Source organism: Hyalangium versicolor (genome assembly GCF_020103695.1).
In the GTDB taxonomy this organism is placed as follows: Bacteria; Myxococcota; Myxococcia; order Myxococcales; family Myxococcaceae; genus Hyalangium; species Hyalangium versicolor.
Map to the genome: position 1 here is coordinate 215,346 of NZ_JAHXBF010000019.1, position 23,341 is coordinate 238,686.

At 67.7% G+C, this 23,341-nt stretch carries 23 protein-coding genes; 8 read left to right on the forward strand and 15 right to left on the reverse strand.

Annotated features, from left to right (window positions below; all coding sequences use genetic code 11):
* Positions 1 to 5: 5 nt before the first annotated feature.
* The 5 genes from KY501_RS35035 to KY501_RS35055 form a co-directional block, all read right to left on the reverse strand.
* Positions 6 to 926, reverse strand: coding sequence for an alpha/beta hydrolase (locus tag KY501_RS35035; RefSeq protein ID WP_224368043.1), 921 nt, complete (start codon positions 924 to 926; stop codon positions 6 to 8).
* 41 nt (positions 927 to 967) lie between these two features.
* Positions 968 to 1,570, reverse strand: a complete 603-nt coding sequence (locus KY501_RS35040) for a TetR/AcrR family transcriptional regulator (RefSeq protein WP_304608675.1) — start codon at positions 1,568 to 1,570, stop codon at positions 968 to 970.
* A 70-nt stretch (positions 1,571 to 1,640) separates the two neighbouring features.
* Positions 1,641 to 2,081 carry a group II truncated hemoglobin gene (locus KY501_RS35045; RefSeq protein ID WP_224368044.1) on the reverse strand — a complete coding sequence of 147 codons (441 nt, stop codon included), beginning with the start codon at positions 2,079 to 2,081 and terminating at the stop codon, positions 1,641 to 1,643.
* Positions 2,082 to 2,133: 52 nt separating this feature from the next.
* On the reverse strand, positions 2,134 to 3,009 hold the full coding sequence (locus tag KY501_RS35050) for a 5'-3' exonuclease (RefSeq protein WP_224368045.1): 876 nt from the start codon (positions 3,007 to 3,009) through the stop codon (positions 2,134 to 2,136).
* 80 nt (positions 3,010 to 3,089) lie between these two features.
* Complete coding sequence (locus KY501_RS35055; RefSeq protein WP_224368046.1) at positions 3,090 to 4,688, reverse strand: tyrosinase family protein; 1,599 nt, start codon at positions 4,686 to 4,688, stop codon at positions 3,090 to 3,092.
* 239 nt (positions 4,689 to 4,927) lie between these two features.
* On the opposite strand from KY501_RS35055, the gene KY501_RS35060 reads away from it, so the two are divergent.
* The 4 genes from KY501_RS35060 to KY501_RS35075 all read left to right on the forward strand — a co-directional run bounded on the left by KY501_RS35060 (position 4,928) and on the right by KY501_RS35075 (position 9,124).
* Positions 4,928 to 5,290 carry a DUF4398 domain-containing protein gene (locus KY501_RS35060; protein WP_224368047.1) on the forward strand — a complete coding sequence of 121 codons (363 nt, stop codon included), beginning with the start codon at positions 4,928 to 4,930 and terminating at the stop codon, positions 5,288 to 5,290.
* A gap of 19 nt (positions 5,291 to 5,309) precedes the next feature.
* Complete coding sequence (locus tag KY501_RS35065) at positions 5,310 to 6,464, forward strand: OmpA family protein (protein WP_224368048.1); 1,155 nt, start codon at positions 5,310 to 5,312, stop codon at positions 6,462 to 6,464.
* Between the two features lie 966 nt (positions 6,465 to 7,430).
* On the forward strand, positions 7,431 to 8,423 hold the full coding sequence (locus KY501_RS35070; RefSeq protein WP_224368049.1) for a hypothetical protein: 993 nt from the start codon (positions 7,431 to 7,433) through the stop codon (positions 8,421 to 8,423).
* Positions 8,424 to 8,533: 110 nt separating this feature from the next.
* Positions 8,534 to 9,124: a GNAT family N-acetyltransferase gene (locus tag KY501_RS35075; protein ID WP_224368050.1), complete on the forward strand. Its 591-nt coding sequence runs from the start codon at positions 8,534 to 8,536 to the stop codon at positions 9,122 to 9,124.
* 32 nt (positions 9,125 to 9,156) lie between these two features.
* Here KY501_RS35075 and KY501_RS35080 read toward each other — a convergent pair whose 3' ends face one another.
* Both KY501_RS35080 and KY501_RS35085 read right to left on the reverse strand, forming a co-directional pair.
* A complete protein-coding gene (locus KY501_RS35080; protein WP_224368051.1) occupies positions 9,157 to 9,513 on the reverse strand; it encodes a hypothetical protein in 357 nt (118 codons plus the stop codon).
* Between the two features lie 70 nt (positions 9,514 to 9,583).
* Positions 9,584 to 11,656 carry a S9 family peptidase gene (locus KY501_RS35085; protein ID WP_224368056.1) on the reverse strand — a complete coding sequence of 691 codons (2,073 nt, stop codon included), beginning with the start codon at positions 11,654 to 11,656 and terminating at the stop codon, positions 9,584 to 9,586.
* 287 nt (positions 11,657 to 11,943) lie between these two features.
* Here KY501_RS35085 and KY501_RS35090 point away from each other — a divergent pair, with 287 nt between their 5' ends.
* Positions 11,944 to 14,124: a PAS domain-containing sensor histidine kinase gene (locus tag KY501_RS35090; RefSeq protein ID WP_224368058.1), complete on the forward strand. Its 2,181-nt coding sequence runs from the start codon at positions 11,944 to 11,946 to the stop codon at positions 14,122 to 14,124.
* Between the two features lie 78 nt (positions 14,125 to 14,202).
* Here KY501_RS35090 and KY501_RS35095 read toward each other — a convergent pair whose 3' ends face one another.
* The 5 genes from KY501_RS35095 to KY501_RS35115 form a co-directional block, all read right to left on the reverse strand.
* Entirely contained in the window at positions 14,203 to 17,424 is a 3,222-nt protein-coding gene (locus tag KY501_RS35095) for a type 2 lanthipeptide synthetase LanM family protein (RefSeq protein ID WP_224368060.1), read from the reverse strand.
* Positions 17,425 to 17,475: 51 nt separating this feature from the next.
* Positions 17,476 to 17,724 (reverse strand): mersacidin/lichenicidin family type 2 lantibiotic, encoded by a 249-nt coding sequence (locus KY501_RS35100; protein WP_224368062.1) that lies wholly within the window; start codon positions 17,722 to 17,724, stop codon positions 17,476 to 17,478.
* Between the two features lie 135 nt (positions 17,725 to 17,859).
* Positions 17,860 to 18,153: a mersacidin/lichenicidin family type 2 lantibiotic gene (locus KY501_RS35105; RefSeq protein WP_224368064.1), complete on the reverse strand. Its 294-nt coding sequence runs from the start codon at positions 18,151 to 18,153 to the stop codon at positions 17,860 to 17,862.
* Between the two features lie 135 nt (positions 18,154 to 18,288).
* Positions 18,289 to 19,044 carry a DUF1338 domain-containing protein gene (locus KY501_RS35110; RefSeq protein WP_224368066.1) on the reverse strand — a complete coding sequence of 252 codons (756 nt, stop codon included), beginning with the start codon at positions 19,042 to 19,044 and terminating at the stop codon, positions 18,289 to 18,291.
* A 46-nt stretch (positions 19,045 to 19,090) separates the two neighbouring features.
* A complete protein-coding gene (locus tag KY501_RS35115) occupies positions 19,091 to 19,555 on the reverse strand; it encodes a macro domain-containing protein (RefSeq protein WP_224368068.1) in 465 nt (154 codons plus the stop codon).
* 88 nt (positions 19,556 to 19,643) lie between these two features.
* On the opposite strand from KY501_RS35115, the gene KY501_RS35120 reads away from it, so the two are divergent.
* Positions 19,644 to 20,360: an SDR family NAD(P)-dependent oxidoreductase gene (locus tag KY501_RS35120; protein WP_224368069.1), complete on the forward strand. Its 717-nt coding sequence runs from the start codon at positions 19,644 to 19,646 to the stop codon at positions 20,358 to 20,360.
* Between the two features lie 11 nt (positions 20,361 to 20,371).
* Here the strand turns inward: KY501_RS35120 and KY501_RS35125 are convergent, their stop codons facing one another.
* The 3 genes from KY501_RS35125 to KY501_RS35135 all read right to left on the reverse strand — a co-directional run bounded on the left by KY501_RS35125 (position 20,372) and on the right by KY501_RS35135 (position 22,192).
* A complete protein-coding gene (locus tag KY501_RS35125) occupies positions 20,372 to 20,893 on the reverse strand; it encodes an SRPBCC family protein (RefSeq protein ID WP_224368071.1) in 522 nt (173 codons plus the stop codon).
* Between the two features lie 40 nt (positions 20,894 to 20,933).
* Positions 20,934 to 21,287 (reverse strand): ArsR/SmtB family transcription factor, encoded by a 354-nt coding sequence (locus KY501_RS35130; RefSeq protein ID WP_224368073.1) that lies wholly within the window; start codon positions 21,285 to 21,287, stop codon positions 20,934 to 20,936.
* Between the two features lie 152 nt (positions 21,288 to 21,439).
* Positions 21,440 to 22,192, reverse strand: a complete 753-nt coding sequence (locus KY501_RS35135) for an SDR family oxidoreductase (RefSeq protein WP_224368074.1) — start codon at positions 22,190 to 22,192, stop codon at positions 21,440 to 21,442.
* 109 nt (positions 22,193 to 22,301) lie between these two features.
* On the opposite strand from KY501_RS35135, the gene KY501_RS35140 reads away from it, so the two are divergent.
* Together KY501_RS35140 and KY501_RS35145 are read left to right on the forward strand one after the other, a co-directional pair.
* The gene (locus KY501_RS35140; RefSeq protein ID WP_224368075.1) at positions 22,302 to 22,877 is read left to right on the forward strand and encodes a TetR/AcrR family transcriptional regulator; all 576 of its coding nucleotides are present in this window, start codon (positions 22,302 to 22,304) and stop codon (positions 22,875 to 22,877) included.
* Positions 22,874 to 23,341, forward strand: coding sequence for a PaaI family thioesterase (locus tag KY501_RS35145; RefSeq protein WP_224368076.1), 468 nt, complete (start codon positions 22,874 to 22,876; stop codon positions 23,339 to 23,341). Before KY501_RS35140 ends, KY501_RS35145 begins: the two co-directional genes overlap by 4 nt.

The window sequence follows — 23,341 nt, forward strand, 5'->3', positions numbered from 1 at the left end:
GAGCCTCACGGACGTGCCTGGGTAGGGACGAGCTTCAGCGTGGCCGTGGACAGCCTCGGCCACGCGTCCCTCGGGCGGCTCGCCGCGATGAAGGCCACCGCCTCCGAGACGATGGCCGGCGTATAGAGGATGCGGTGGTGCCCCAGGCCCTCCGTACGCACCAGCGTCGCGCCCGGCCAGGCCCGAGCGATGGCCTCGCCCGACTCCAGCCGGACCTCCTCGTCGTGCGCGTCATGGAAGATGCGCACGGGTACCTTCAGCGAGGGCACGAAGTCCGGCACCACGTACTGCTGCAGCGGCCCGAGCCGCGCCTCGAGCCGTTCCACCATCCGAGCCTTGGCGCGCTCCGGAAGCGCCAGCTCGCGCGAGAGGAAAGCCACCGCCTTGCGCGGATCCGACGGCGGAGCCAGGAAGACGGCTCGCTCCACGGACATCCCATCTCGCAGGGCCAGGGCACTGGCCGCCGCCCCGAGCGAGTGCGCGATGAGCGCATGCGGCCCACCGGTGGCCTGGGCCACCGCGCGAATCACCCGCGCCATGTCCGGAAACGACGAGTACCGCCCGGAGGACAGGCCGTGCGCCGGCGCATCGAACGCCACCACCGAGAAGCCCGCGGCTACCAGTGGCTCCACAAAGGCCGTGAGCTGGCCGCCGTACCCGCTCCACCCATGCACCAGCAGCACACGAGGGCCCTCACCCCAGCTCCACACCGCCACCTGCTCGCCGCAGAGCGCCAGGAAACGCTGCTGGCCCTGCTCCAGCACCGACCGGGCCGTGCGCGAAGGCGGCGTGCGCCGAGGCGTCCGGAACAGCCGCTCCGCCCAGCGGCCCGTTCGATCCGGAGCCAGCGTGCCCAGCACACGGCCCCGAGTCCGCATGACCAAGCGCGTCAATTCCATCCGAACGTTCGTGCTATTCTTCGCCATGACGAGGACTCCAGGAGAGACAACAGCCAGCGAGGGAAGGCTCAGGTGGTGGGGGCGCGGTAGAGGCTCAGCAGGGACTCGAAGGCGCGGCGTGCGCGCACCTCGGCCTTCGGCTCGCGCATCAGCCGGGCCGCATGGTGGTACGCCAGCATGATGCCGTGCAGCTCACTGGCGAACTGCTCCACGTCGGCATCCTTGCGGAAGTGGCCCTCGTTGATGGCGGTGCGCGCCGTCTGGGCCACGCAGTCCAGCCAATCCTTCTCGGACTGCACCAGCTTGTCGCGAGCAGGGCCCGGCGTGTCATCCAGCTCCGCGGCGGCGGCGACGAAGATGCAGCCTCCCTCGAGCGAGGCGCTGCGCGCCCAGTCCAGCCAGCGCTCGAAGATGGCCCTGATGCGCGGCTCGCCTCGGGGCCGAGCCAGCGCTGGGCGGATGACCACCTCCGTGAAGAGCGCGGTGGCCGCCTCCAACACCTCCACCTCGAGTGAGGACTTGGAGCGGAAGTGGGCGAACAGGCCGCTCTTGGAGAGCTGGAGCTCCTCCGCCAGCCCACCAATCGTCAGCCCCTGCAGGCCCACGCGGCTGGCCAGGCGCACCGCGCGCTCCAGGATGGCCTGACGTGTGAGTTCGCCCTTCCTCATCATGCCCCAAGAATAGAACGGTCGTTCTTTTTCCGCAACGCTTCCTTGGAGAGCTTGGGAACCGAGGGCGAGATCAGCCCTCGGTGTTGCGCAGGAAATCGCCCGTGTGGGCGAAGCGCTCCTCGAGGAAGCGCCGCAGGCCGCCGGTGATACCCCGAGCATCCAGCGCCCTATGCATGCAGCGCAGCCAGGCGTCACGCATGGCGCTGTCCACCGGTACATGGCCGTGGCGCATGCGCAGGCGCGGGTGGCCGTGACGCTCGACGTAGTGCTGGGGCCCGCCGAGCCAGCCGATGAGGAACAGGCCGAAGCGCTCGCGGGTGCCCCGGCTCACCGTGCCGTCGTCCTCCAGGACGTGGAGCCGGGCGAGCGCCGGCTCGGTCGCGTCCATGGAGTCATAGAAGGCCGCCACGAGCGCGCGGACCGCTTCCTCGCCGCCGATGCGCTGGAAGGGAGTGTCCTCCAGCGAGGGGATCCAGTCATCCGAGGGGGGCGTCTTGAGCTGAGTGGACATGTTGATGTTCAACCCGGTGCGGGCAGGAGGCATTCTCTCAGATTGCTGACGATCAGGCCCATTTCTTGGGGCGGGACTTGAGGGTGGTGACGCCGAGCCTGTCACACAGGGCCTCGAAGGGCTTGCGAGGAACACCGGCCCACTCGAGCTGCGCCAGGGACTCCTTCAGCGGCGCATCCGTCACCACGGTGGCCAGCTTCCGGTAGAGATAGGCCTCTTCGCGGTGTGCTCGGAGTGTGGCGGCCAGCTTATCCGCGCCGCGCGGGCGCACCGTCCAGGTGGACGGATCATCGGGGATGTCCTCCAGGTGGGCGTAGGCGGTGAGCAGCGCCGAGGCACCCTTCTCGCCGAAGCCAGGCAGACCGGGGATGCCGTCCGCCGTATCGCCCACCAGCGCGAGCAGGTCCGGGATGCTGGCGGGAGACACGCCGAGCTTCGCGCGGACGGCGTCCTCATCCAGCTCCTTCTCCTGACGGCGGTCCACCTGCACCACCTTCTTCCCGCGCACGCACTGGCCCAGATCCTTGTCCGGAGTGAGCAACCGGACCTGTTCCACCTTATCGGCCCAGCGCGCGGCGGCGGTGGCCAGCGCGTCATCGGCCTCGTGCTTCTTCATGGACCAGGCAGTGACGCCGAGAGAGCGCACGGCCTCTTCCACGAGATCGAACTGCGCGTGCAGTTCGGGCGGGACACCCTCGTCGGACTTGTATCCATCGAAGAGATCGTTTCGGAACGATCGGATGGGGTTGTCGAAGGCGACGGCGAGGTGGGTGACCGCCTCGTCCTTGTCGTGGAGCAGCGCGAGCAGCGAGGACATGACGCCCACGGTGGCCTTCACGTCCTGCCCGTCCGGAGCAGAGTGGCCCGGACGGGGTGAGAAGTGGGCACGGTACAACTCATAGGTCCCGTCGACGAGGTGCAGGCGCATGCGCGAGGTCTACCGCTCCTCGCGCCTGGCCGCTACCTCGCTCCTCGTGGGGGGCCTGCCTCCCTTCGGCTTGGGGCCCGCTACTCCGTCTCGAGGACAATCTTCCGGTACTTGAGGGAGATGTCCTTGGGTTGCTTGCCCATGGCATCCACCGGCACCAGGGTCACCGAGACCTTGCCCTGGGTGGCGATCAGGCGGGCGGTCTCCGGAGCCAGTTCAATGGTGGCATCGAAGGTCTTCGCGTGATTCTGGTGCTGCTTGCCGCGGGTGTGGGCGACGGCTCCGATGTTGCCAGCGAAGTTGGGCGTCTCCACCGAGGTCGCAGCTGTGGCATCGGGTTTGTTGACGAACACCCGCACCTGGGCGGACTCCGTCATGGGGATTTCGATGCCCTGGATCTTCAGCAACACGCGCTGCTTCGCGCCCGGAGTGATGGCCATCATCCGGTCCTTCTGCGGCTTGGGGAGGCTCTGCACCGAGTGTGTCACGGGCTTGGGCGTCAACGAGATGCCTTCGTCCTTCGATGTGACGACGAGCGGCTCGGGCGCGGAACCGGTCGAGGCGGCGGCGGCCACCGTGGTGGCGGCAGGCGGAGCCTTCTTGGCGGCCACTGCCTTCGCCACGCCCTTGACTGGAGCGTACTCGTAGCCCAGCCCGGCGGTGGTGATGACGTCCTTCACCGCGATGGACACGAAGCGCTTCTGCTCGTCATAGAAGGTCCACGTCTGCGAGAGCCAGGAGTCGTCCGGGGGATTGTCGTGCCCGGGGATCTGCTTCCACAAATCCCAGAAGCGGTCCACGTTGGAGTGGTGCGCGAAGAAGAGGGGATCGCGCGCGGCGGTGGCGAGCACGCCCATGTCCGTGCCGCAATCGGGCATGGTGGTTTTACCGGTGCCCGTCCACACGTGGACCTGGTTGTGAGGCCCCTGCTCGAGCTGGCCGGGCTGGCCGTTGTTGCCGGCGCCGCCAAAGGTCGCGTACGTGCTCTGACCCAGGATGCGCGCAATCACGGTGGGACCGACGATGGAGGATGGGATGCGAGCCGTGGCCGTCTCTCCCCGCCTCGTGTTCGACAAGGGATTGAGCTCCTTGAGGATCGCCGTGTAGATGGGCGGCATCGTCTGGTGGCTCGGGCTTCCGCTCTGGGTGTCCCAGTCCCAGAACGGAAGCCGGAACGTGGGATCGTTGATCAGACCGCCCAGGATCCGCTCGTGGAAGTAGAGGAAGGCGCGGTGCCACGGCAGGAACCACCAACTGCCGTGGATCTCCATGCCCTGCTGGCCGTCCGAGCCGCCGCCGCAGTACCAGCAGTGGACGAAAGACTGCTGCTGCCAGCCACGGGGGTCCGTCGGATCCTTGACCGTGAGCTCTCGGAGCGCCCGGTATGCGGACTGGATCTTGGTGATCTCCTCGGGGGTGAGCTCGAAGGCGCTCTTGCGCGGAAGCACGGGCCCTTGGAGAGGCGTGAACGGGACGGGCTGGCCCGTGGCCGCCGGAGCTTTGCAATCCTGGGGATAGTCGGGCGGGTTGTAATTGGGATCCGAGCAGTCTTCGGCGGCCCAGGCGGGCGAGGCATAGAACGATGCCAGGCTCACTCCAGCGCTCATCCATCCCATCTTGCGCAGAAAGTCGCGGCGCTCCGCTTGGGGAACGGCGACTGGGACATGCTTGCGTCTCATCCGGGGGACTCCCTTGGAGGGCCAGAGAGATGAAGCGCCACATCGGAAGCCCCCTCCCTGGCGTTCCGGCGTGACGTACTCTGAGTGCGCGCCATAGCACAAATGGTGAAGCATGTCCGGAAGGAGAGCAGGCAGCCTCGCACGAGGCGGATTGCCGGCCTGCCCCTGCGTACACACCTCTGTGCCCGAAGTGGTGGGCGCCGTCGTTGGCCCTCCACGGTACGGCTCGGGGGTGGACGATGCGCAAGATGATGTTGGCAGCGGCCCTGGCGGTGGTGGCCTCCGGGTGCAGTGCGAAGCGAATCGCCGCGGAGCCGCCCACGGAGCGCCTGGCGTCGTCGCAGACTTCCGTCCGTGCGGCGGAAGAGGTGGGCGCGGCGCGGGTGCCCGAGGCCGCGACCTATCTGGCCTATGCCCAGCACCAGCTGGCCACGGCCCAGCAGCTGATGTCCGAGGGCCGCTACGAGTCGGCGGATCTCCAGCTCCAGCAGGCGGAGGCGGACGCGCAGCTCGCGTTCGCGCTGGCCCGCACGGTGCCCTTGGAGAACGAGGCGCGGCGGATGGTGGAGCAGGTGGAGCAGCTGCGCAGCAACCCACGGTAGGCCCGAGAGGAGACGCGCCATGCACCGGTGGAAGCAACGCGTGTGGAGCTGGGCGGGGATTGCCGCCCTCGCATCGGGGTGCGTCGCGCACGCGCCTCCGCCCCAGGAGCTCATCGAGGCGCGGCAGGTGTACCAGCACGCCTCGACGAACGGCACGGTGCAGCAGGAGAGCCCGAGGGAGCTGACGGAGGCCCGGCAGGCGCTGCTGGAGGCCGAGCGCGAGTACGACCGGGACAACACCTCGGTGAGGGCGCGTTCGCTGGCCTACGTGGCGCTGCGCAAGGCGCAGCTGGCCGAGGCACGAGCGAGCATGGTGGTGGCCGAGCGGCAGCGGGCCGTGGCCGCGCAGGCGCTGGCTCAGATGCGAGAGGCGCAGCGGCGACAGGCGATGGCGGAGCTGAACGCGGCGCAGCAGCAGCTCGCGGAGGCTCGGCGCATGAGGGATGAGGCGGCGCGACTGGCCGAGGCGCGGCGACTCCAGGCGGAGACGGCCCGGTTGCAGGCCGAGGCCCGGCGCCAGCAGGAGCAGATGGAGCAACTCTCGTTGCAGGAGCAGCAGCGGCGCGAGTCGGAGGCACAGGCACAGCGGCTGGCCGAGGCACAGGCACAGGCGGAGCTCGAGCGTCAGGCGCGCGAGGAGGCGGAGCGCCGGGCTGCCGAGCAGCTCGAAGCGGAGCGGCAGGCACGCGCGGAAGCGGAGCGACGGGAGAGCGAGGCACTCGCGGGGCTGCAGCGAGCCGGAGAGGTGGGAGTGCGCGAGGATGCGCGAGGCACGGTGCTGACACTCTCGGGGAGTGTGCTCTTCGCCTCGGGGCAGACGGAGCTGCTGCCCTCCGCGCGCAACCGGCTCACCGAAGTGGCCGAGGCGCTGAAGCAGTCGAACAACCAGCTGACCATCGAGGGGCACACGGACTCGATGGGAGCGGATGGGTACAACGAGGAGCTCTCACTGGCGCGCGCGGAGCAGGTGCGTGACTTCCTCATCTCGCAAGGCGTCGCGCCGGACCGCATCGGAGTCCGCGGGCTGGGCGAGTACCGCCCGGTGGCGAGCAACGCCACGGCGGAGGGGCGTGCGAACAACCGCCGGGTGGAGATCGTGCTCCAGCGTACGCCGCCCAGTGAGGACAACCGCACGGGCGTCGGTGGCAGTGGCCAGAAGGACGACAGCCACTGAAGAGCGCATCACGTCCACTCTCCCCGGATCGCCCTAAAGCACTGTTAGAACAAGGACTTGTGCGTACCGACGGCCTGCCCCCAAGGCAGCTGTCCGGGCTATAGGGCACTGCGTACGCATAACGACAGTGCTATCTTCGTCCCCGAGGAAACCGACAGAAAGGAGGGTGTCTTGGCGCGTCAGAGCAAAATCCCAAGCCTTGGCTTGATCATCTCCGGCCCAGCCACAACGCCCTCTTCTAGAGTTCGATGGGTGGTCGAGGGCCCTCGCGCCAAGCGACCTCCTCCTACGAACCCTGAGCCCCAAACCGGGTTCGCAGAGGATCCAGCACTCGCACAGCTCAAGGAGCAGCTGCGCCTCGCGCGAGAGCAGGGTCCCAAAGAGCCCCGTCGAAGCGCCGAGGAGCGTCGCGAGATCTCCAAAGCACTGGAGCGAACGGCGTTGCCGCTCACGGAACAAGAGCGCGCGGAACTGCTCCGTCGGATGCGCCGTGAAGGTCACTCGGACGAACAAAACGAATGACCCTGCGTGTAGTGTGCACGCGTGGCTTCGTCCTTCGATCCTTTCCTCTCAGCACATCAGCTCGATCCTCGAGTCTTCGATATCTGCTGGGGACTGTGGCCCGTCAGCATTCGCGACCAGATGCTGCGGGGCCACACAACCGTAGAGCGGCTGGTGGAATTGGACGTGGTGCATGGGAAGGCACCGCTCCTGGTAGTCGGGGCTGGCGTCGCGGGAGTGACTGCGGCCATCACAGCAGCCTTGAGTCGGGTGCCGACCGTCCTGGTCGAGGCAGAGCCTGAGGCGTTCACCCTCCAGGCGCGGTGCGACACGCGGTACATGCTTCCAGGCCAGTACGATTGGCCTCTGCCGCACTGGAAGTCGGGTAGCTTTCCGCCAGTCGGCATCAAGCTCGCTTCCCCCCTCCCTCTCCCGTATTCCTCCGCTTTCGCCAGCAGGCTCGCGATGCACTGGCGCGGGGTGCTCCAAGTCGCTGAGGAGAACGCGGGGGAAGAACTGCTGCAGATCTGCTACGGCGTGAAGCCTGCTGGGCTGGAGATTCTCAAGGACTCGGTACGGTGCAGCTTCGACCTGATGCCTGGCGCGACGAAGAAACCCCGCTTCGACGAATTCGGGGCGATCATTTCGGCATCGGGATTCGGGACGGAGCGGGTCAGGACGCACAACAGCCGCGATGCATTCGCATCCGTCCACTTCTGGCAGAACGATCGGCTCGAGAGCTTGAGTGGCCTCAGCGCCCCCAGTGTCGTCATCGCCGGCTCTGGCGATGGGGCCCTTCAGGACTTCATCCGCGTCGCGAGTGGAATGCGGAGTGCACTGGAGTTGATGACGTACTGCATGCCGGCAGAGCCACCTGGTTCGTTTCGGGAGAGGATCCAGGCTGCGGAGGACCAGGCCGTGCGAGCCGCGTCCTGGGCAAGTACCAGCGAGCACGACCACGCCATCCAGTTGCGGCTGCATGAATCGTATATGGAGGCGATTCAGGACTTGTTCTCGAAGCCGCCCTTCAACTCGGTACCCGAACGGATCAACCAACTCCTGAAGGGCCGTCCCTTCAGCAAGCTCACGTTGGTACACCCGTGCAGGCACTTCAGCCAGTCGTACGCCTTGAACCGCGTCCTCGTATGCATGGTGCAGGAGGCGCTGAGTCGCGGGATACAGCGTGGGCGTGTCGAGGTACTGGGAGAGACAGGAGTCGCGGAGGTCCAGTGCGTGGGCTGCAAGGCCCCACCCGAGGCCAACCTGTGCTTTGGCAGGCGCCATCGGGTGCAGCTGAATCCCAGAACTTGTTCGGGCACGAAGGCCGTGGACCGAACCATCGAGGCAGAGGTTGTGGTTCTTCGGCTCGGGATTGACCGCGGCGCCAAGGCCACGCTGGGCGAACGCCCAGGAGGTGGGCTGCGGCGACAGCTGCTTCCCTACTTTCCGACACGTTGACGCAGGTAGCCAGGACGTGCTCCTGAGCGCCTACAGGCGCTTCCCGGCGATGGGAGGGCTCTCAGCCATTTGAGCCCTCCAGCCCGCGCGCTACGATCCGGCCCCTCGCCATGCCGTCCGAACCCACTCCCGTCCTGCTGACCACCGATCGGCTGCATCTGTCGATGCTGCCTCCGGACGCGGCTGGGCGCGTGCTGGCCTACCACCAGGTCAACGAGGAGCACCTCGGCCCCGTCTCCCCGGCGCGCCCGCCCACCTTCTTCACCCTGATGTACTGGCGCACGCGGCTGGCGCAGGACCGCGAGGACTTCCGGCATGACGTCGGGCTGCGGCTCTTCCTCCTACCGCGAGACCAGCCTCTTGCCTCTGCACCCGTGATTGGCACGGTGAGCTTCACCAACATCCGCCGTGGCCCGCTGCAAGCCTGTGAGCTGGGCTACGGCCTGGACTTCCGCTACCAGGGCAAGGGGCTGATGACGGAGGCCCTGCGCACCGCCTGCACCTACGCCTTCAATGCCATGGGGCTGCACCGCATCCAGGCCAACCACCTGCCCGAGAACCTGCGCAGCGCCGCCGTGCTGCGCCGCCTCGGCTTCGTCGTGGAGGGCTATGCGCGCGACTTCCTCCTCATCAACGGGCACTGGAGGGACCATGTCCTCACGGCGCTCGTCGCACCGAGCGAACCTCCGGATCTCGGATGAGCCCCGGAGCCGCACGCCTCACGGCGGCTCCTCTACCGCAGCGCCGCGCCGATCCTCGTCGCCCAGCCCTCCGCATCTGGCAGCCCGAGCACCAGGCGGTTGTAGCGCTCCGCCTGCAGCTCCAGGACGAGCACCGACAAGCGCCACGCGCGAGTCACGTACCAGAACTCCTTGCCGCGCGCCGAATAGTACGTCCCCGCCTTGATGAGCCCTGGGACGAAAGTCCCCGGAATGCGCAGATCAAAGCTGGAGGACACAGGCGGTACGGCGCTCGCCTCGCGGATGTGCCCGAACGGAATGATCAGCTTCGAGCTGCCTCGCACGGCAAAGAGCTGCTCGTGCAACGCCAGTTGAATGTGGACCGAATCACCGGAGAGCTGAAGGTTCATGGCTGACCGGCCGGCACGCTTCCACAGCCCCTCCCCTCACTCAAGCGGCAACCACCTCGAATGTTGGCAGTCACCGTTTCGCGGCATCCACCTTCGCGGGAGTGGGCGCCAGATACGTGTCGAACCACCCCACGATGCGCGCATACCGGTCCCGGCTGTGCGCGGGCTTGCGGAAGCTGTGACCCTCATCCGGGTAGACGACCAACTGCGTCTTCACCCCGAGCGTCTTGAGCGCCTTGTAGAACTCGCGCCCCTGCGACACGGGGACCTCCGCGTCCCGCTCTCCGTGCAGCACCAGCGTCGGCGTGCGCACCTGCTTGACGAAGTTCATCGGAGAGCTGCGCGCATAGACCTCCGGCTCGTCGTACACCGAGGCGCCGAAGTACGGCAGCATCCACGTGTCGATCTGGTTCGTCCCATAGTAGCTCTGCCAGTTGGCGATGCCCGCGCCCGCCACCGCGGCCCGGAAGCGCTGCGTCTGCGTCACCGCCCACATCGTCATGAAGCCGCCGTAACTCCACCCGGTAATGCCCAGGCGATTCCCATCCACCGGCTCGCTGGCGAGCACCGCGTCCACACCCGCCAGCACATCCCTCAGGTCGCCGTATCCGAAGTCCCTCCGGTTCGCCTCCACGAAGGCCTCGCCCTGCCCGAAGCTGCCTCGCGCGTTGGGCAGGAACACGTAGTAGCCCTGGCTCGCCAGCACCAGCGTCTGCGCATGAAAGCCCTGGGTGATGACGCCCGCAGGCCCTCCATGCACCACGGTGATCATCGGCGCGCGAGTCCCCGCTGGCACCGACGGAGGCGCCACCAACCACCCCTGAACCTCCCACCCATCGCTCTTCCACGTGAGGCTGCGCGCAGGCCCAGCGGGGCTCTTCACTCCCTCGTTGCGGCGGGTCAGCGCCGTCCACTTCCCCAGAGGCCCGGCGTAGATCTCGGGCGGCTGGGTGAACGTCTCGCGAACCAGGGCGCTCTTCACCCCGTCCCGCGCCAGCGACAAGTTGACGTTGTACGAGCTGGCGGCAATCCGCTCCGGGCCGCGCCACAGCACGGAGATCGTCCCCCGCTCCGGCTCCACCTCCGCGACCGCCGAGTCACTCCCCGCCGTCGCCGCGAACAGGAGCCGGCCCGGCGCCAACCAGAACAGATGCGTGGGCGAGGCCTTCAGGCCCGGCGTCACGTTGCGCGCCTTGCCTCCCTTGGCAGGCACGATGAAGACGTCTCCACCGTTGACCCCTTCGTCGCTCATCAGCCCCTGGATGAAGGCCACGGACCGCCCATCCGGGCTCCACGTGGGCTCGGTGATCTGCAACGTCGGCTTGTAGAGGACCTGCGTGGCGCCCGTGGCCACGGACACCGTGGAGAGCTGCGCTACCCACCAGTTGGCATCACCGGGAGGCGGCGCGGCGGTGACAGCAAAGCGCTGGCCGTCCGGGCTCCACGCATACTCGTGGACGAAGAGACCCGCCGGAGAGACGACCCGGTAGCGCCCATCCGCCACGCCGACCACCGCGATGCGCCTCACGGCGGGCTCCTCCTCGACCACCCCCGTCTCGCGAGCGGCGGGACCCATGGGACCCTTGATGTCCTCGGCGCCCTCGATAACGAGCAGCGCGATGGCTCGGCCATCCGGCGACCACCGGGGGTTGCTCACCTGTCCCGTGAGCGAGGTGAGCTTGCGCACGTTCCCCCCCACCACGTCCGCCACATAGAGCTGCGGCTGATCCTCCTTCTCCGCGTCCGAGAGGAACGCGAGCTGCCGCCCGTCCGGGCTCCACGCGAGCCCCTCCTCCTCATGGAAGCCCGCCTCCGAGGCCGCCGCGATGCGCACAGGGGGAGCCTCCGGGTGGGCCAGCTCCACCACCTGGATGCGATGCCGGGTAGGACGGGACTCATCCTCGCTCGGCACGGTCTCGATCCAGGCGACGCGCGCCCCGTCCGGAGAGATCTCCACCTCCTTGAACCGCACGACCCGCGCGAGCGCGTCGACGACGTCCGCCACGGCGGGCCGGGCCGGCACCTGGGCTCGGGCCACCACCGTCGCCTCTGAGCGCCGGGGCTCTGCCGCCTTCGGCTGCCCGGCAGCAGGGACCGTCCCCAGCATCAGCACCAGCCCTGCCGCCCATGGTGTCCACCGCATCCCAGGCCTCCTCGGGTTCGAGTCCGGCAGCCTACCTGCGAAAACGAGCCCCGAGGTCAAGGCCGGGAAACCAGGGGACCGATCCGCTCACTTGGAGGGGCCTCGTCCAGGCGGCTGGCGCCCTGCGTCGCAAGGGCCGCTGGGCTGCCTTCCCCGCCTTTCACTCTGTGTGATCCAGGTCGATGCACTGAAAACGGTGTTCTTAAGCTAAGTTTCGGGAGTCAGTCGGGAATCCCTCCATGCCCCTCCACCCATCCCACGCGGATGCCCAGGCGCGAGATACATCCTTGTCACGCCCGACATCCTCTGCCTCCGCGATGACCATGGAGGAGCAGCTGGGAGCCAGCCAACGTCTGCTGCACGCGCTCTCGCAGGTGCATGCCGACTTCATCACCCACGGAGACCACCGGCCCCTCTTCGAGCAACTGCTGGCGCTCATGGTCGAGCTGACGCGCAGCCGGCAGGGCTTCATCGCGGAGGTCCAGCACGCTCCGGGCAGCGAAATGTCCTTCCAGCTCCATGCCGTGTGTGACTGGCCCGACGCGGAGCGCCACCTGCCCGCGCTCATGGGCAACTCGGTCTCCACGGGCACCCCCTTGCTGATCTCCGCCTCGGGCGAGGGCCCGGCGAGCGGCTCGCCTCACGCGGCCGATCCCCACCCGTTCCTCGGGCTGCCCTTCAAGCTCCAGGGAGAGGTGGTGGGGGTGGTGGGCCTGGGGCTGCGGCCTGGGGACTACGACGCGTTCTTCCTCACCTTCCTGCAACCGGTGCTCACCACCTGCGGCACCCTCATCCACGCGCGCCGGGAGGCCGAGCGGCGCCTGCGCAACGAGCAGGCGCGCAAGCAGTTGGAGCAGCAGGTCTCCGAGAGCGCCGAGCAGCTGCGGCTGGCGCTGGACAGCACCGAGAACGGCCTGTGGGACTGGGACGTGCGCACCAACCAGCTCACGGTCAATTCCCGGTGGTGGACCATGCTGGGCTACGAGCCCACCATGACGGCGTCCATCGACTTCTGGATGCAGCACCTCTGCCCTCCGGAGGACGTGGCCGAGATCAACCGGCGGATGACCGACCACATGGAGGGCCGCACCCCCATGTTCGAGCTCGAGCACCGCATGCGGCACAAGGACGGGCACTGGGTCTGGGTGCTGGGCCGAGCCAAGGTGGTGGCCCGGGACGAGCAGGGCCGCCCGCTGCGCGTGGTGGGGACCAACGACAACGTCACCATGCGCCGACGTGCCCAGGAGCATCTGCAGTCCTTCATCCAGGCCATCCCGGACATGATCTTCCGGTTGCGCGCGGATGGGACGTGCCTGGGCCTCAAGCCCTCGGCGCTCGAGCCCACGTTCTTCTCCCCCGACGAGTTCCTCGGAAAGAACTTCTTCAGCATGCCCCTGCCGGAGCACCTGCTGACGAACCTGAAGGCCGCGCTCCAGCGCGTCACCCAGGACAGCGCCCTGGAGATCTTCGAGTTCTCCATGGAGATGCCCTTCGGGCTGCACCAGTACGAGGCGCGCGTCGTCCCCACGGGCCCGGACGAGGGCACGTGCATCGTGCGCAACATCTCCGCGCGCAAGCTCTTGGAGGAGCAGCGGCGGCGCCAGCAGGAGGAGCTGGAGGAGCGGGTGCGCAGCGCCACGCGGGAGCTCGAATCGCGCCAGGCCCAGCTCATCCAGTCCGAGAAGCTGGCCTCGCTCGGGCAGATGGCGGCCAGCATCGCTCACGAGATCAACAACCCCGTGGGCTACGTCTCCAGCAACGTCTCCACGCTGGGCGGCTACATCACCGTGCTGCGCCGGCTGCTGGAGCTGTACCTGCGGATGGAGGACTCGCTGGCTCCCGAAGCCCGGGAAAGCGTCGCGGAGCTGCTGGAGCAGGCCCGGGTGCTGCGCGAGCAGGAGCACCTGGACGAGCTGCTCCAGGACATGGACGACCTGCTGGCGGACACGAAGGAGGGCACCGTCCGCATCCGCGAGTTCATCCAGGACCTCAAGACGTTCGTGCGCGAGGAGTCCGGCACTTCGCAGCAGGCGGACGTGAACAAGCTGCTCCAGGTGACGCTGCGCATGGTGCGGCACGAGCTCAAGCACAAGTGCCAGGTGAGGCTCGACTTCGGACCCATGCCGCTGGTGCGCTGCTTCCCCACGCAGCTCAACCAGGTGTTCATGAACCTGCTGCTCAACGCCTCGCAGGCCATCGAGCTGCGGGGGGACATCCACATCACCACGCGGCGCGAGGGCAGCGAGGCGGTGGTGTGGATCCGCGACTCGGGCCGGGGCATGAGCCCGGAGACGCTCGAGCGCCTCTTCACGCCCTTCTTCACCACCAAGCCCGCCGGGCAGGGAACGGGCCTGGGCCTGTCCATCTGCTACGCCATCATCAGCCGCCACAAGGGCCGCATCCAGGTGGAGAGCGAGCTGGGCAAGGGCACCACCTTCGTGGTGCGCCTGCCCCTCACCGAGGAGTGAGTCCTTCCCTCCTCACGCGCGCTTCGCCAGCAGGTCCTCTCGCAGGCGCGTGAGCACCGCTCGGATGGATGCACCGCGTCAGCGGGGCGGCTCCAGGGAGAGGACGCTGGGTACCAGTTCCGGCGCGGAGAGCCGGAGCAGACCGTGGCCGATGCCCGCCAGTCCCATGAGCATGCCCGGGCTCTCGCTGCGCCGGGGCAGACCGCAGCGCCAGCCTCCCTCGCGGCCCTCGCGGAGCACGATGGCCGCGTGCCGCAACGCCGCCTGGGTCCAGCGAGGCTCACTCAGCACCTGCCCCGCCACGTGCAGCACCTCCAGGTTGCCCATGTCTCCGTGGCACAGGCAGTGGTTGCCTCCGAAGCCTCCTCGGAGTGTCGTTGCGAGCGCCGTCGCGAGTTCCTCGCGGATCTCCGGGCCATCCATGTGCCGGAGCGAGAGCAGCCGCCCAAGCGCGATGCCCGAGGCGCCGTGGCACCACATGGCCATCGAGTGGGTGTCCGTGGTGCCTGGGACTCGCAGATCCTTCCAGTTCCCGCGCTCCGGGACGAAGAGCGAGCGTTCGTAGGCGAGTCCCTGCCGCGCCAGCTCCGCGTAGCGCTTGTCTCCCGTGGCCTCGGCCAGCTCCAGCAGCGCCCAGCAGATGCCTGCCGCGCCGTGAGAGAAGCCCGACAGCGGCACCTCACTCACCTCTCCCTTCCAGCCGATCGCGCCCTCCGAGATGGGCACCGCGGTAGCCACCAGGCGCTCCCCGCACTTCCGAGCAGCCTCCAGCAGCCGAGGGTCCCCTGTCTTTCGATACAGCCCAAGCAAGGCCACCGTGAGTCCCGCCGAACCGCTCAGCAGATCCAACCGCACGTCGGTGCCGATGAGCTCTTCGAGCGCAGGCAGTCCGGCCAGCAGCTCCTCCATCAAGGCCGGCTCGTTCCAGAGCGTGGAAAGGTGGCCGAGCACATAGATGGAGGCGCCGCGTCCGACGAATGCCCCGATGCCCGCACTGCCTCTGCTCAAACCCGGCCTGCGCCAGTCCTCTCGCACCGCCTCGAGGGTCGCACGCGCGAGTTTCTCGAAGTCCGCTCGGCCAGTCCTTCGCGCCAGGTATCCGAAGAAGAGGGCAATACCTCCCAGACCCTCATAGAGATCCATGCCGATGGGCGAGAGGCTCCAGCGCCACTGCTGCAAGTCCTCCAGGTTCAGGCCGATCCAACACGCATCCCGGCTCCCCCGAATGACCTTGGCCGCGAGCTCCTCACCAATGGTAATCGCCCCGGCCAGGCACTCCTCGGGAGTGGCAGCGGGGAGCGATTCCTCCTCGTGCGACGCGGGACTCGTGCGAACGGATTCCCCGCCCTTGTCCAGTGACACCATCGCCTTGCGGATGAACGACACCTGCAGGGCGCGGTCGCGCTCATCCATCCGCTCGAGCCGCTGGAGGACATCTCCCAGGCTGTCGTGCGTGAAGAAGTCCGGGATGCACTCGCCGGTGCTGCTCCACAGGTGGCGCTGACCGGGACGTGCCGTGAAGAAGGGGATGTCTCCCAGACGGAGATCCGCGTGCTCGAATGGGAGGAGCCTGCGCAGCGAGGGCATCTGCGGCACCTCTGCCCACAAGTGATCGAGCACCTTGTCCCGCTCCAAACCATCGCGGAGGAAATCCGGGTGGTGGCTCTCCTGGAGCAGCATCCCGTAGCGCTGGGTGGCGCGGGCGATGTACCGGACCTCCACGTCCGCGAAGGTGCGCAGGCGCGGCGCCAGGGCCTCGCGTCGATGGGCCAGCAAGGAGTAGGTCTCATCGAAGCCTTTCACGAGCTCCTCGGTGAACTCGGCGGGATCCACGGGCGCCTCACCGAGCCGGGGGCGGTTCTTCGAGCCGGCCATCACCCCCTGGCGGCGGACCATGCGCATGGTGTCGCTGCCGAACTCCTCCACGGTGGGCATGCGCTGGGGCGTGAGCTGTCCGGCCTCGCCCCCGAGCCCACTCATGTCGAGCCCCGCCTTGCCCTCTCGGCCGAAGAGGAAGATGGGCAGCATGCCCACGGAGACAATGGACTGATCCAGCAGTGCCCAGGCCTGGGCGCGGGCATGATCCCGGGTGTCGGAGGACGCCCGGTGGTGGAAGAGCGCCTCCAGGTCCACCAGGACCGGCGTCTCTCCCGCGGCGATCAGGTTCTCCAGGTGGAAGTCCACCGCGGACAGCAGGTGCAGCAGCGCCAGGAAGCTGCCCTGCCTCCAGTAGAAGCGCTGGAGCGCCTCGCGCGATTCACAGCCGGTGGACTCCACGTACTCGACCCAGCCGTAGTTGCCACGGTCCACCACGGTGAGCACACGGTGCGGGTGACGCAGCCCCTCCGCGTTGAGCCACTGCAGCAACTGCTGGAAGCCGATGTCCACGGCCAGGGACTTCGGCTTGTAGACCAGCTTCAGCCCCGAGCCGAACCGCAGCAGGAAGACGCCTCGGCCTTGGCGGTGCACATCCGAGATGCCGCCCTGCAGCACCTCGAGCGGGCCCAGCTCGCGGCCGGCGAGGAACGTCCGCTCCAGCAACTCCCGGTCCTCGGCGATGTGTCTCAGGAGCTCCAGACTGGTCTCCTGCCAGCGCTCCAAGGCGGTGGCCATCAGCCGGGCGAGCACGGGGTACTCCTCCAGCAGCGCGGCACGGACTCGCGCGTCCCGGAGCCGGACCGTGGAGAAGTGGTGGAATCGCTCCTGGGGCGTGCTGCCAGACAGCTGATCCATCATCCGAGCCACGTTGAGCTCCAGGATGAGGACCCGCGAGGCCACCTCATGGAGCCGCGAGGCCAGAGCCTGCAACAGGGTGATCTCGACGCTGGAGCCCACGCGGCCTCCACCCGACGGGTGGCTTGTCCGCAACTCCGCGAGGCCCGCACGAAGCCGGGCCGCTCCGAGCCTCAGAAAGGGGTGGAAAATGCCGGAGAACGGCAGACCGGGCTGTCCAGCGCTAGGAGGCGCGGCGAGCGTGGCGGGCAGCGGCTCCTCCGCGTACCGGTCCGCGAGCACCTCCTGGAGGACCTGCTCCCACGACTCGCCGAACGAACCCTGGGAGTCATTGTCCGCATGGGCGAGGACCTGGAGGAAACCTCGCTGATCCAATCCCACGCTCCGCAACCGCTCCTCCAGCATCCCCTCATCGACGGACATCACCTGACGCCAGGCACTTGCACGCCGCTCGGCCTGCCGGAGCAGGTCCTCACTCCCTGGAGGCAGAGCGGCTTTCTCGGCCACGGCTCGCTCGTGGAGGAACGTCGCCTTCTTCCAGGGGAACGCAGGTGAGAGCGCGGACATGGGGGTCTCGTCGATGAGGGGAGATGCTTCAGCGCGAAGGAGCCGGACGACTCAGAACTCCAGCTCGCGGATGGGGCACATCACGATGCCGCACGTGGGCCTGTAGGGTCCGACACAGCCCGTGCTGCCGCCCAAATCCTCGCTCACCTTTCCACCGACGATGTCGCGTAGCGCCCCTTCGTCGAGCTCGGTCATGGGGGCGCCCGAAGGCATGTCGGGGAGAGAATCCCGCTCCTCGGCGGAGAGACGGGCGCGAAACTCCGGGTCCTTCCAGGCCCGGATGATCAGATCGGTGTTCATCGAATCCTCCAGTGTGAGCCCGCGCTGTCTGTCCGCGGGCACCAGGAATGAGTGGAGGATCCTGGGTTGTGACTTGGTTCCGGGTGGGTGGCTCTCGCGCCCTGTGAGAGCGCACCCACGTTCGGGGGCCGTCCCTCAGAAGCGCGCAACGTTGACCGCTTCTAGCGTGGCGAAGTCGAGCTGGTTGACGGTGAACTCGCGGGTGGTGGTGGTGAACGTCTTGGTGGCCGTCCACTTCGAGCAGATGCACCCTTCATCGAAATCGAGATAGTACCCGGCGCCGCCCACAGCGTCCGCCAGCTCGCTCTCGTCCAGGTCGGTGAAGGCCGGGCCCGCCGGGCAGTCGGGTAGCGCCGAACGCTCCTCGGGGGTGAGGCTCGCGCGGAACTCGGGGTCCTTCCACGCACGGATGATGGTCTCTCGCTTCATGGCGCTGCTCCTTGCATTTGCCCGGGAGTGGGCACCCAGAAGGAGTGGGCCGCTGTGAGCTGTGACGAGGAGGCCTGCGGTGAAACGCCCGGATCCCCTCACGACTCGCGCAAGGAGGCACGGGCTGGAGTCTTGCTACCGGGAGTCTCGCTTCGTCATGTCGAAGAGGGCGCGGGCCTGGGGACCCAAGAAGCCGTCAAAGGTAGGCGCGCGCTGGGCAATCTCGAAGTAGGCGTAGGGCCACGGGCGTGTGCCTCCGCTCTCGAGCGACACAGGGAGGGGCGCTGCGTGCGTGGCCGTCTGCCGCAGGTGCGTCCCCGGCGCGCCTTCGATGTCCGCCTTCATGGGCACGCCGGCCTCGCGCATGCGCCGCTGCCACGCCTCCACGTCGTCCACCGCTCCCGTGAAGTGGTTCACCTTGCGCCCGAATGCCAGCAGCCACGCTCCGTACTGGGACTCCTTCTCCAGTTCCAGCAGCGCGGATTCCTTCGGCGGCGGCGGCGCGGAGAACCAGCTGGCCAACGCGTCGATGGACTCGGGCGGCGGAGGATCCTCGGGGAGCGTGGAGAGAATCTCCCGGGCTCTCGGCGAGAGTTCCTCGGCCTTCAGCTCGGAGATGAAGACGCGCGGCAGTCCGTCCGGATGGGACATGTAGATGGCCGCCAGGTGCGTATCCGGGAAGGTGTATTCGCCCGCACGCTTCCACCCCAGGCGCTCGAAGACACGCTCGAACATGGCGATGCCGCTGCCGGGCCGGGCCAGCGTGCGCAGCGCGACATGGTCATTGCGGAAGCTGCCCCCGGACAACTGCACGAACGTCCGCGCATACGGCACTTCGGCGGCATAACGGTCCCACAGCAGATCCAGCAGGCGCATGGCGGCAGAGCTCATGCCCGCGAGTCATAGTCGGCCCGCGCGCCGGAAACGAGCCGCTCGTTCACCGCCGGCGGTAGCGCACCACCGTCACGTCGAACGCCCCCGCCCCCGCCTCGAGCGCCGCGAGCATCAGCTCCAGCGCCCGGGCCTCGTCGAAGCTGCCGCTGCCCGCCCCGATGATGGGGAACGCCACCGAGTGGAACCCATGCTCCCACGCCCGCGCGAGCGCGTTGGCTACCGAATCCCGGATGGACTGCTCGGACGCGCGCCAGAGCATGTTGATGCCGGCCACGTGGATGATGCCCCGGTAGGGCAGGCGGCCCGCCGAGGTGACCACCGCCGAGCCCAGAGGCATGGGGCCCACACGTGCCAACTCCCGGAAGGGTTGATAACCCGCGTGCCGCTTGATGGCTCCGGACACGCCCTGAGGAATCAGCAACCACCAGGGGATGATGTTCCGGTTCCACGCGTTGACGATGGCGTCCACGCGCTGCTCCAGCAGGTCTCCCTCGACGACGCGCACCATCCCTTTCCTCCCGGGCCAACGCTCACTTCCTTATATACAGCTACCGAGCCCTGGCGCCCGGCGCCCGCGCGCGTTACCCGTGCACGTCATGACGACGACCAAGGTGGCAGCCGTGTTCGGAGTAGGGCCCGGCCTGGGCGCAGCGGCGGCAAGGCGCTTCGCGCGGGAAGGCTTCGCGGTGGCGTTGCTCGCTCGGGGCGAAGCCGGGTTGCGAGAGGTGCACACGGACATCACCCGCGACGGCGGCCGCGCGGCGATGTTCCCGGCGGATGCGGGAGACGCAGGTTCCGTGTCGGCTGCGTTCTCCCGGCTGCGCGCGGAGCTGGGGCCTCCGGAGGTGCTCGTCTACAACGCGGGCGCCTTCCAGGTGGGCGGCATCCTGGACCTCGACCCCGCGGCCTTCGAGTCCGCGTGGCGGGTGAACTGCCTCGGAGGCTTCCTCTCCGCGCGCGAGGTACTGCCCGCGATGCTCGAGCGCGGACGCGGCACCCTGCTCTTCACTGGCGCCACCGCCTCGCTGCGAGGCAGCGCGCGCTTCGCGGGCCTGGCCGTGGGCAAGTTCGGGCTTCGGGCCCTGGCCCAGTCCCTGGCGCGCGAGTTCGGGCCGCGCGGAATCCACGTGGCCCACATCGTCATCGATGGACAGATCGACACCCCGCGCGTGCGCGGGATGATGCCGAGCCGGGATGCCTCGACGATGCTCTCTCCGGAGGCCATCGCGGAGACCTACTGGCAGCTGCACCAGCAGCACCCCTCCACGTGGACGCAGGAGTTGGATCTGCGCCCGGCATCCGAGAAGTTCTGACGCGCGCGGAGTCAGCGCGGCAGCTGGCTCTGCGCGAACGCATCGAGCTTGGCGAGCGTCTGCTGGCCGAGCTCCACCGCGCCGAACGACTTCACGCGCTCGCACGCCTCTACCGACGGGAGGATCGTGAGCATGGTGACCTTCGTCTTCTGGCCCTGGGCCTCGAACGTCACGGTCACATCGAAGGCTTCCGGATCGTTGTCCACATCGGAGCCATGGCGGTACACGAGCCGCTCGGGGCGCACCACCTCGCGGTAGGTGATGCGGCTGGGCCACTCGGTGCCGTCGGGCCCGGTGAGCAGGAAGCGCCAGGTACCTCCCGGCTTCACCTCCATCTGGTGCACCTTCGTGGAGAAGCCGTTGGGCCCCCACCACTGCGCCACGTGAACCGGATCGGTCCAGGCGTCGAACACCAGCTCACGCGGGGCGCTGACGACGCGCGAGAGGGTGAGCTCCCGATCGGCGGTGGGGCTCGGGTTGGAGGGAACGGGCATCGGGCGGCTCTCCTGGGGCTGGCGGGTGGAAGTAGTCATGGTCGGCGTCCTTTTTCGCTTCGAGGAAAGGGGCTACGGCTCAGGGCTTCTCGGGCTCGGTCTTCTTCTGCTTCGCCTGCAGGGTGCTGAGGTACGACTCCAACCGGTCGAACCGCTGCTCCCAGTGCTCGCGGTACTGCTCGACCCACTGGGAGACTTCACGCAGCGGCGTCGCCGCCAGCGTGCATGGCCGCCATTGCGCCTCCCGGCCGCGGCTGATCAGCCCCGCCTTCTCCAGCACCTTGAGGTGCTTGGTCACTGCCGGGAGGCTCATGTCGAAGGGAGCCGCCAGCTCGGTGACCGTGGCCTCGCCCTTCGACAGCCGGGCGAGGATCGCCCGCCGGGTCGGGTCGGCCAGTGCGGAGAAGGTGCGGGAAAGGGTGTCGGTCGGCATCGTATTTAACCATTTAGATAATTAACCTTCGGGTTAAATGCAAGGGACAATGAGACGAGCGACACGCGAGCGTCCAAAAAAGAGGTGTGGGCGGCGCGCAGTACAGCAGCGCGACCGCCCACGGGAACGTCACCGGCAGAGAGAGTGGAGCCTCACCAGGGCAGGTGCTGATCCTGGTGGAAGTATCCACCTGTCGGTCCATCAGCGGGGAGGGTTGCGAGCCGAACGCTGGTCTTCGCCCCCTCTTCCGGAGTGGTAGGCGCGACCTTTCCTCCCAGCTGGGTATGCACCCAGCCCGGGTGGACGGAGTTCACCTTGATGGGTGTGTTCCTCAGCTCATGGGCCAGGTGGATCGTGAAGGAATTGAGCGCGGCCTTCGAGGTGTCGTAGGCGAACATCTTCACGGGATAGATGCGTGACGTGGGATCCGAGTGCCAGGTCAAGGAGCCGAGGTTGCTGGAGAGGTTGACGATCCGGCCCGCGGGAGACTTTCGAATCAGGGGCAGGAGCACCTGCGTGCTGAGGACCACTCCGAAGAAGTTGGCCTCCATCGTGCCGCGCAGGGCGTCTTCGGTCAGGCTGCTGGTCGGGTCCTTGCGAGCAGGCGCATCGGCGGGCTCTCCCTCGAGGCTGACGCCGGCGTTGTTGATGAGGATGTCGAGCTTCCCGAACCTCTGCTCGAAGTACTCGTAGGCGGCCCGGTAGTGCTCCTTGTCGACGACATCGAACTGGATGGCATCGGCTTCAATGCCCTCGGCGCGAAGCAGCGCGACCGCGACGCGGCCCTGCTCGAGGTTCCTGGAGCCAATCACCGGGAAGATGCCCAGCTGGCCCAATTGCTTCGCCGTCTCGAGTCCCAGCCCGCGATTTCCACCCGTGATGAATGCGACCTTCTTGTCCGACATGGCGTCCTCCCTGGTCCTTCGTGGCTGCCGCTTCCTCTTTGACTCGATGGGATAACGACCGTTATTCTATGACGCAACGTCGCATCACGGCTGAAGAGTGGAGGGCACCATGCGGTACAAGGCAGAGCACAAGGAGAAGGCTCGCGAGACGATCCTCCACGCCGCTGGCAAGCGGATGAAGCGGAGTGGGTTCCACGGGATCGGCGTGGACGGCTTGATGGCTGAAGCCGGGATGACGTCGGGCGCCTTCTATTCACACTTCTCTTCCAAGGAAGCACTGCTGAAGGAAGTTGTGAGCACTGGCCTGGGGAAGACGCTCTCCTGGCTGAAGGAGCTCTCGGCCTCGAACGGGGACGGCTGGCTGGAGTCCTTCTTGAAGGACTATCTGAGCCCGCGGCACATGCGAGATGTCGAGAACGGTTGCACCGCGGCTGCGCTGACCGCGGATGTGTCGCGCGCGGAGACTCCCGTGAAGAAGCTCTACGGTGAGATCCTCGAGGAGACTGTCGAAGTGCTGATCCAGGGAATGCGTGGGACCGCGAGCGCCAGGAAGCGTGAACGTGCATGGAGCGTGCTGGCCATGATCATCGGAGCGGTCTCCATCGCACGAGCCCTTCCCTCCAAGGAGGCCGCTGACGAGCTGCTGGCCTCGGTCCTCACCTCTGCCAAGGAGCTGATCTCATGAAGAACCTCGAATACTTCCGGGCGTTGATCACGAAGGGTGAGGCCCCCGCCGCGGGCGATAGCCGCATCACCTATCCGCCGCCCATCGCCAGGACGCTGGGCATGCAGCTCGTCGATGTGGGGGAGGCCACTTCCACGGTCGAGATGGTGACCCGGCCCGAGGCCCACGCGAATCCCATGGGCACCATCCATGGAGGCGTCCTCGTGGACCTGGCGGATCTCGCCATCGGCACGGCGCATTGGACGACATTGGAAGAGGGCGAGAGCTTCACGACCGTGGACCTGCAGATCAACTTCTTCCGTCCCATCTGGGAGGAGAAGATCCGCGCCGTCGTGAAGCCGGTGAACCGAGGCAGGACCTTCAGCCGCTACGTCTGCGATGTGCTCAAGGCGGACGGCAAGCTGATTGCCCAGGTCACGAGCACTGTCACGACCCTGCGAGGCGACGGAGCCAAGGGGCGCTGA

Excerpts from the sequence above, each read along its gene's own strand:
- KY501_RS35035 (WP_224368043.1), bottom strand. The coding sequence starts at position 926 with ATGGCGAAGAATAGCACGAACGTTCGGATGGAATTGACGCGCTTGGTC.
- KY501_RS35040 (WP_304608675.1), bottom strand. The coding sequence starts at position 1,570 with ATGATGAGGAAGGGCGAACTCACACGTCAGGCCATCCTGGAGCGCGCG.
- KY501_RS35045 (WP_224368044.1), bottom strand. The coding sequence starts at position 2,081 with ATGTCCACTCAGCTCAAGACGCCCCCCTCGGATGACTGGATCCCCTCG.
- KY501_RS35050 (WP_224368045.1), bottom strand. The coding sequence starts at position 3,009 with ATGCGCCTGCACCTCGTCGACGGGACCTATGAGTTGTACCGTGCCCAC.
- KY501_RS35055 (WP_224368046.1), bottom strand. The coding sequence starts at position 4,688 with ATGAGACGCAAGCATGTCCCAGTCGCCGTTCCCCAAGCGGAGCGCCGC.
- KY501_RS35060 (WP_224368047.1), top strand. The coding sequence starts at position 4,928 with ATGCGCAAGATGATGTTGGCAGCGGCCCTGGCGGTGGTGGCCTCCGGG.
- KY501_RS35065 (WP_224368048.1), top strand. The coding sequence starts at position 5,310 with ATGCACCGGTGGAAGCAACGCGTGTGGAGCTGGGCGGGGATTGCCGCC.
- KY501_RS35070 (WP_224368049.1), top strand. The coding sequence starts at position 7,431 with ATGCACTGGCGCGGGGTGCTCCAAGTCGCTGAGGAGAACGCGGGGGAA.
- KY501_RS35075 (WP_224368050.1), top strand. The coding sequence starts at position 8,534 with ATGCCGTCCGAACCCACTCCCGTCCTGCTGACCACCGATCGGCTGCAT.
- KY501_RS35080 (WP_224368051.1), bottom strand. The coding sequence starts at position 9,513 with ATGAACCTTCAGCTCTCCGGTGATTCGGTCCACATTCAACTGGCGTTG.
- KY501_RS35085 (WP_224368056.1), bottom strand. The coding sequence starts at position 11,656 with ATGCGGTGGACACCATGGGCGGCAGGGCTGGTGCTGATGCTGGGGACG.
- KY501_RS35095 (WP_224368060.1), bottom strand. The coding sequence starts at position 17,424 with ATGTCCGCGCTCTCACCTGCGTTCCCCTGGAAGAAGGCGACGTTCCTC.
- KY501_RS35100 (WP_224368062.1), bottom strand. The coding sequence starts at position 17,724 with ATGAACACCGATCTGATCATCCGGGCCTGGAAGGACCCGGAGTTTCGC.
- KY501_RS35105 (WP_224368064.1), bottom strand. The coding sequence starts at position 18,153 with ATGAAGCGAGAGACCATCATCCGTGCGTGGAAGGACCCCGAGTTCCGC.
- KY501_RS35110 (WP_224368066.1), bottom strand. The coding sequence starts at position 19,044 with ATGAGCTCTGCCGCCATGCGCCTGCTGGATCTGCTGTGGGACCGTTAT.
- KY501_RS35115 (WP_224368068.1), bottom strand. The coding sequence starts at position 19,555 with ATGGTGCGCGTCGTCGAGGGAGACCTGCTGGAGCAGCGCGTGGACGCC.
- KY501_RS35120 (WP_224368069.1), top strand. The coding sequence starts at position 19,644 with ATGACGACGACCAAGGTGGCAGCCGTGTTCGGAGTAGGGCCCGGCCTG.
- KY501_RS35125 (WP_224368071.1), bottom strand. The coding sequence starts at position 20,893 with ATGACTACTTCCACCCGCCAGCCCCAGGAGAGCCGCCCGATGCCCGTT.
- KY501_RS35130 (WP_224368073.1), bottom strand. The coding sequence starts at position 21,287 with ATGCCGACCGACACCCTTTCCCGCACCTTCTCCGCACTGGCCGACCCG.
- KY501_RS35135 (WP_224368074.1), bottom strand. The coding sequence starts at position 22,192 with ATGTCGGACAAGAAGGTCGCATTCATCACGGGTGGAAATCGCGGGCTG.
- KY501_RS35140 (WP_224368075.1), top strand. The coding sequence starts at position 22,302 with ATGCGGTACAAGGCAGAGCACAAGGAGAAGGCTCGCGAGACGATCCTC.
- KY501_RS35145 (WP_224368076.1), top strand. The coding sequence starts at position 22,874 with ATGAAGAACCTCGAATACTTCCGGGCGTTGATCACGAAGGGTGAGGCC.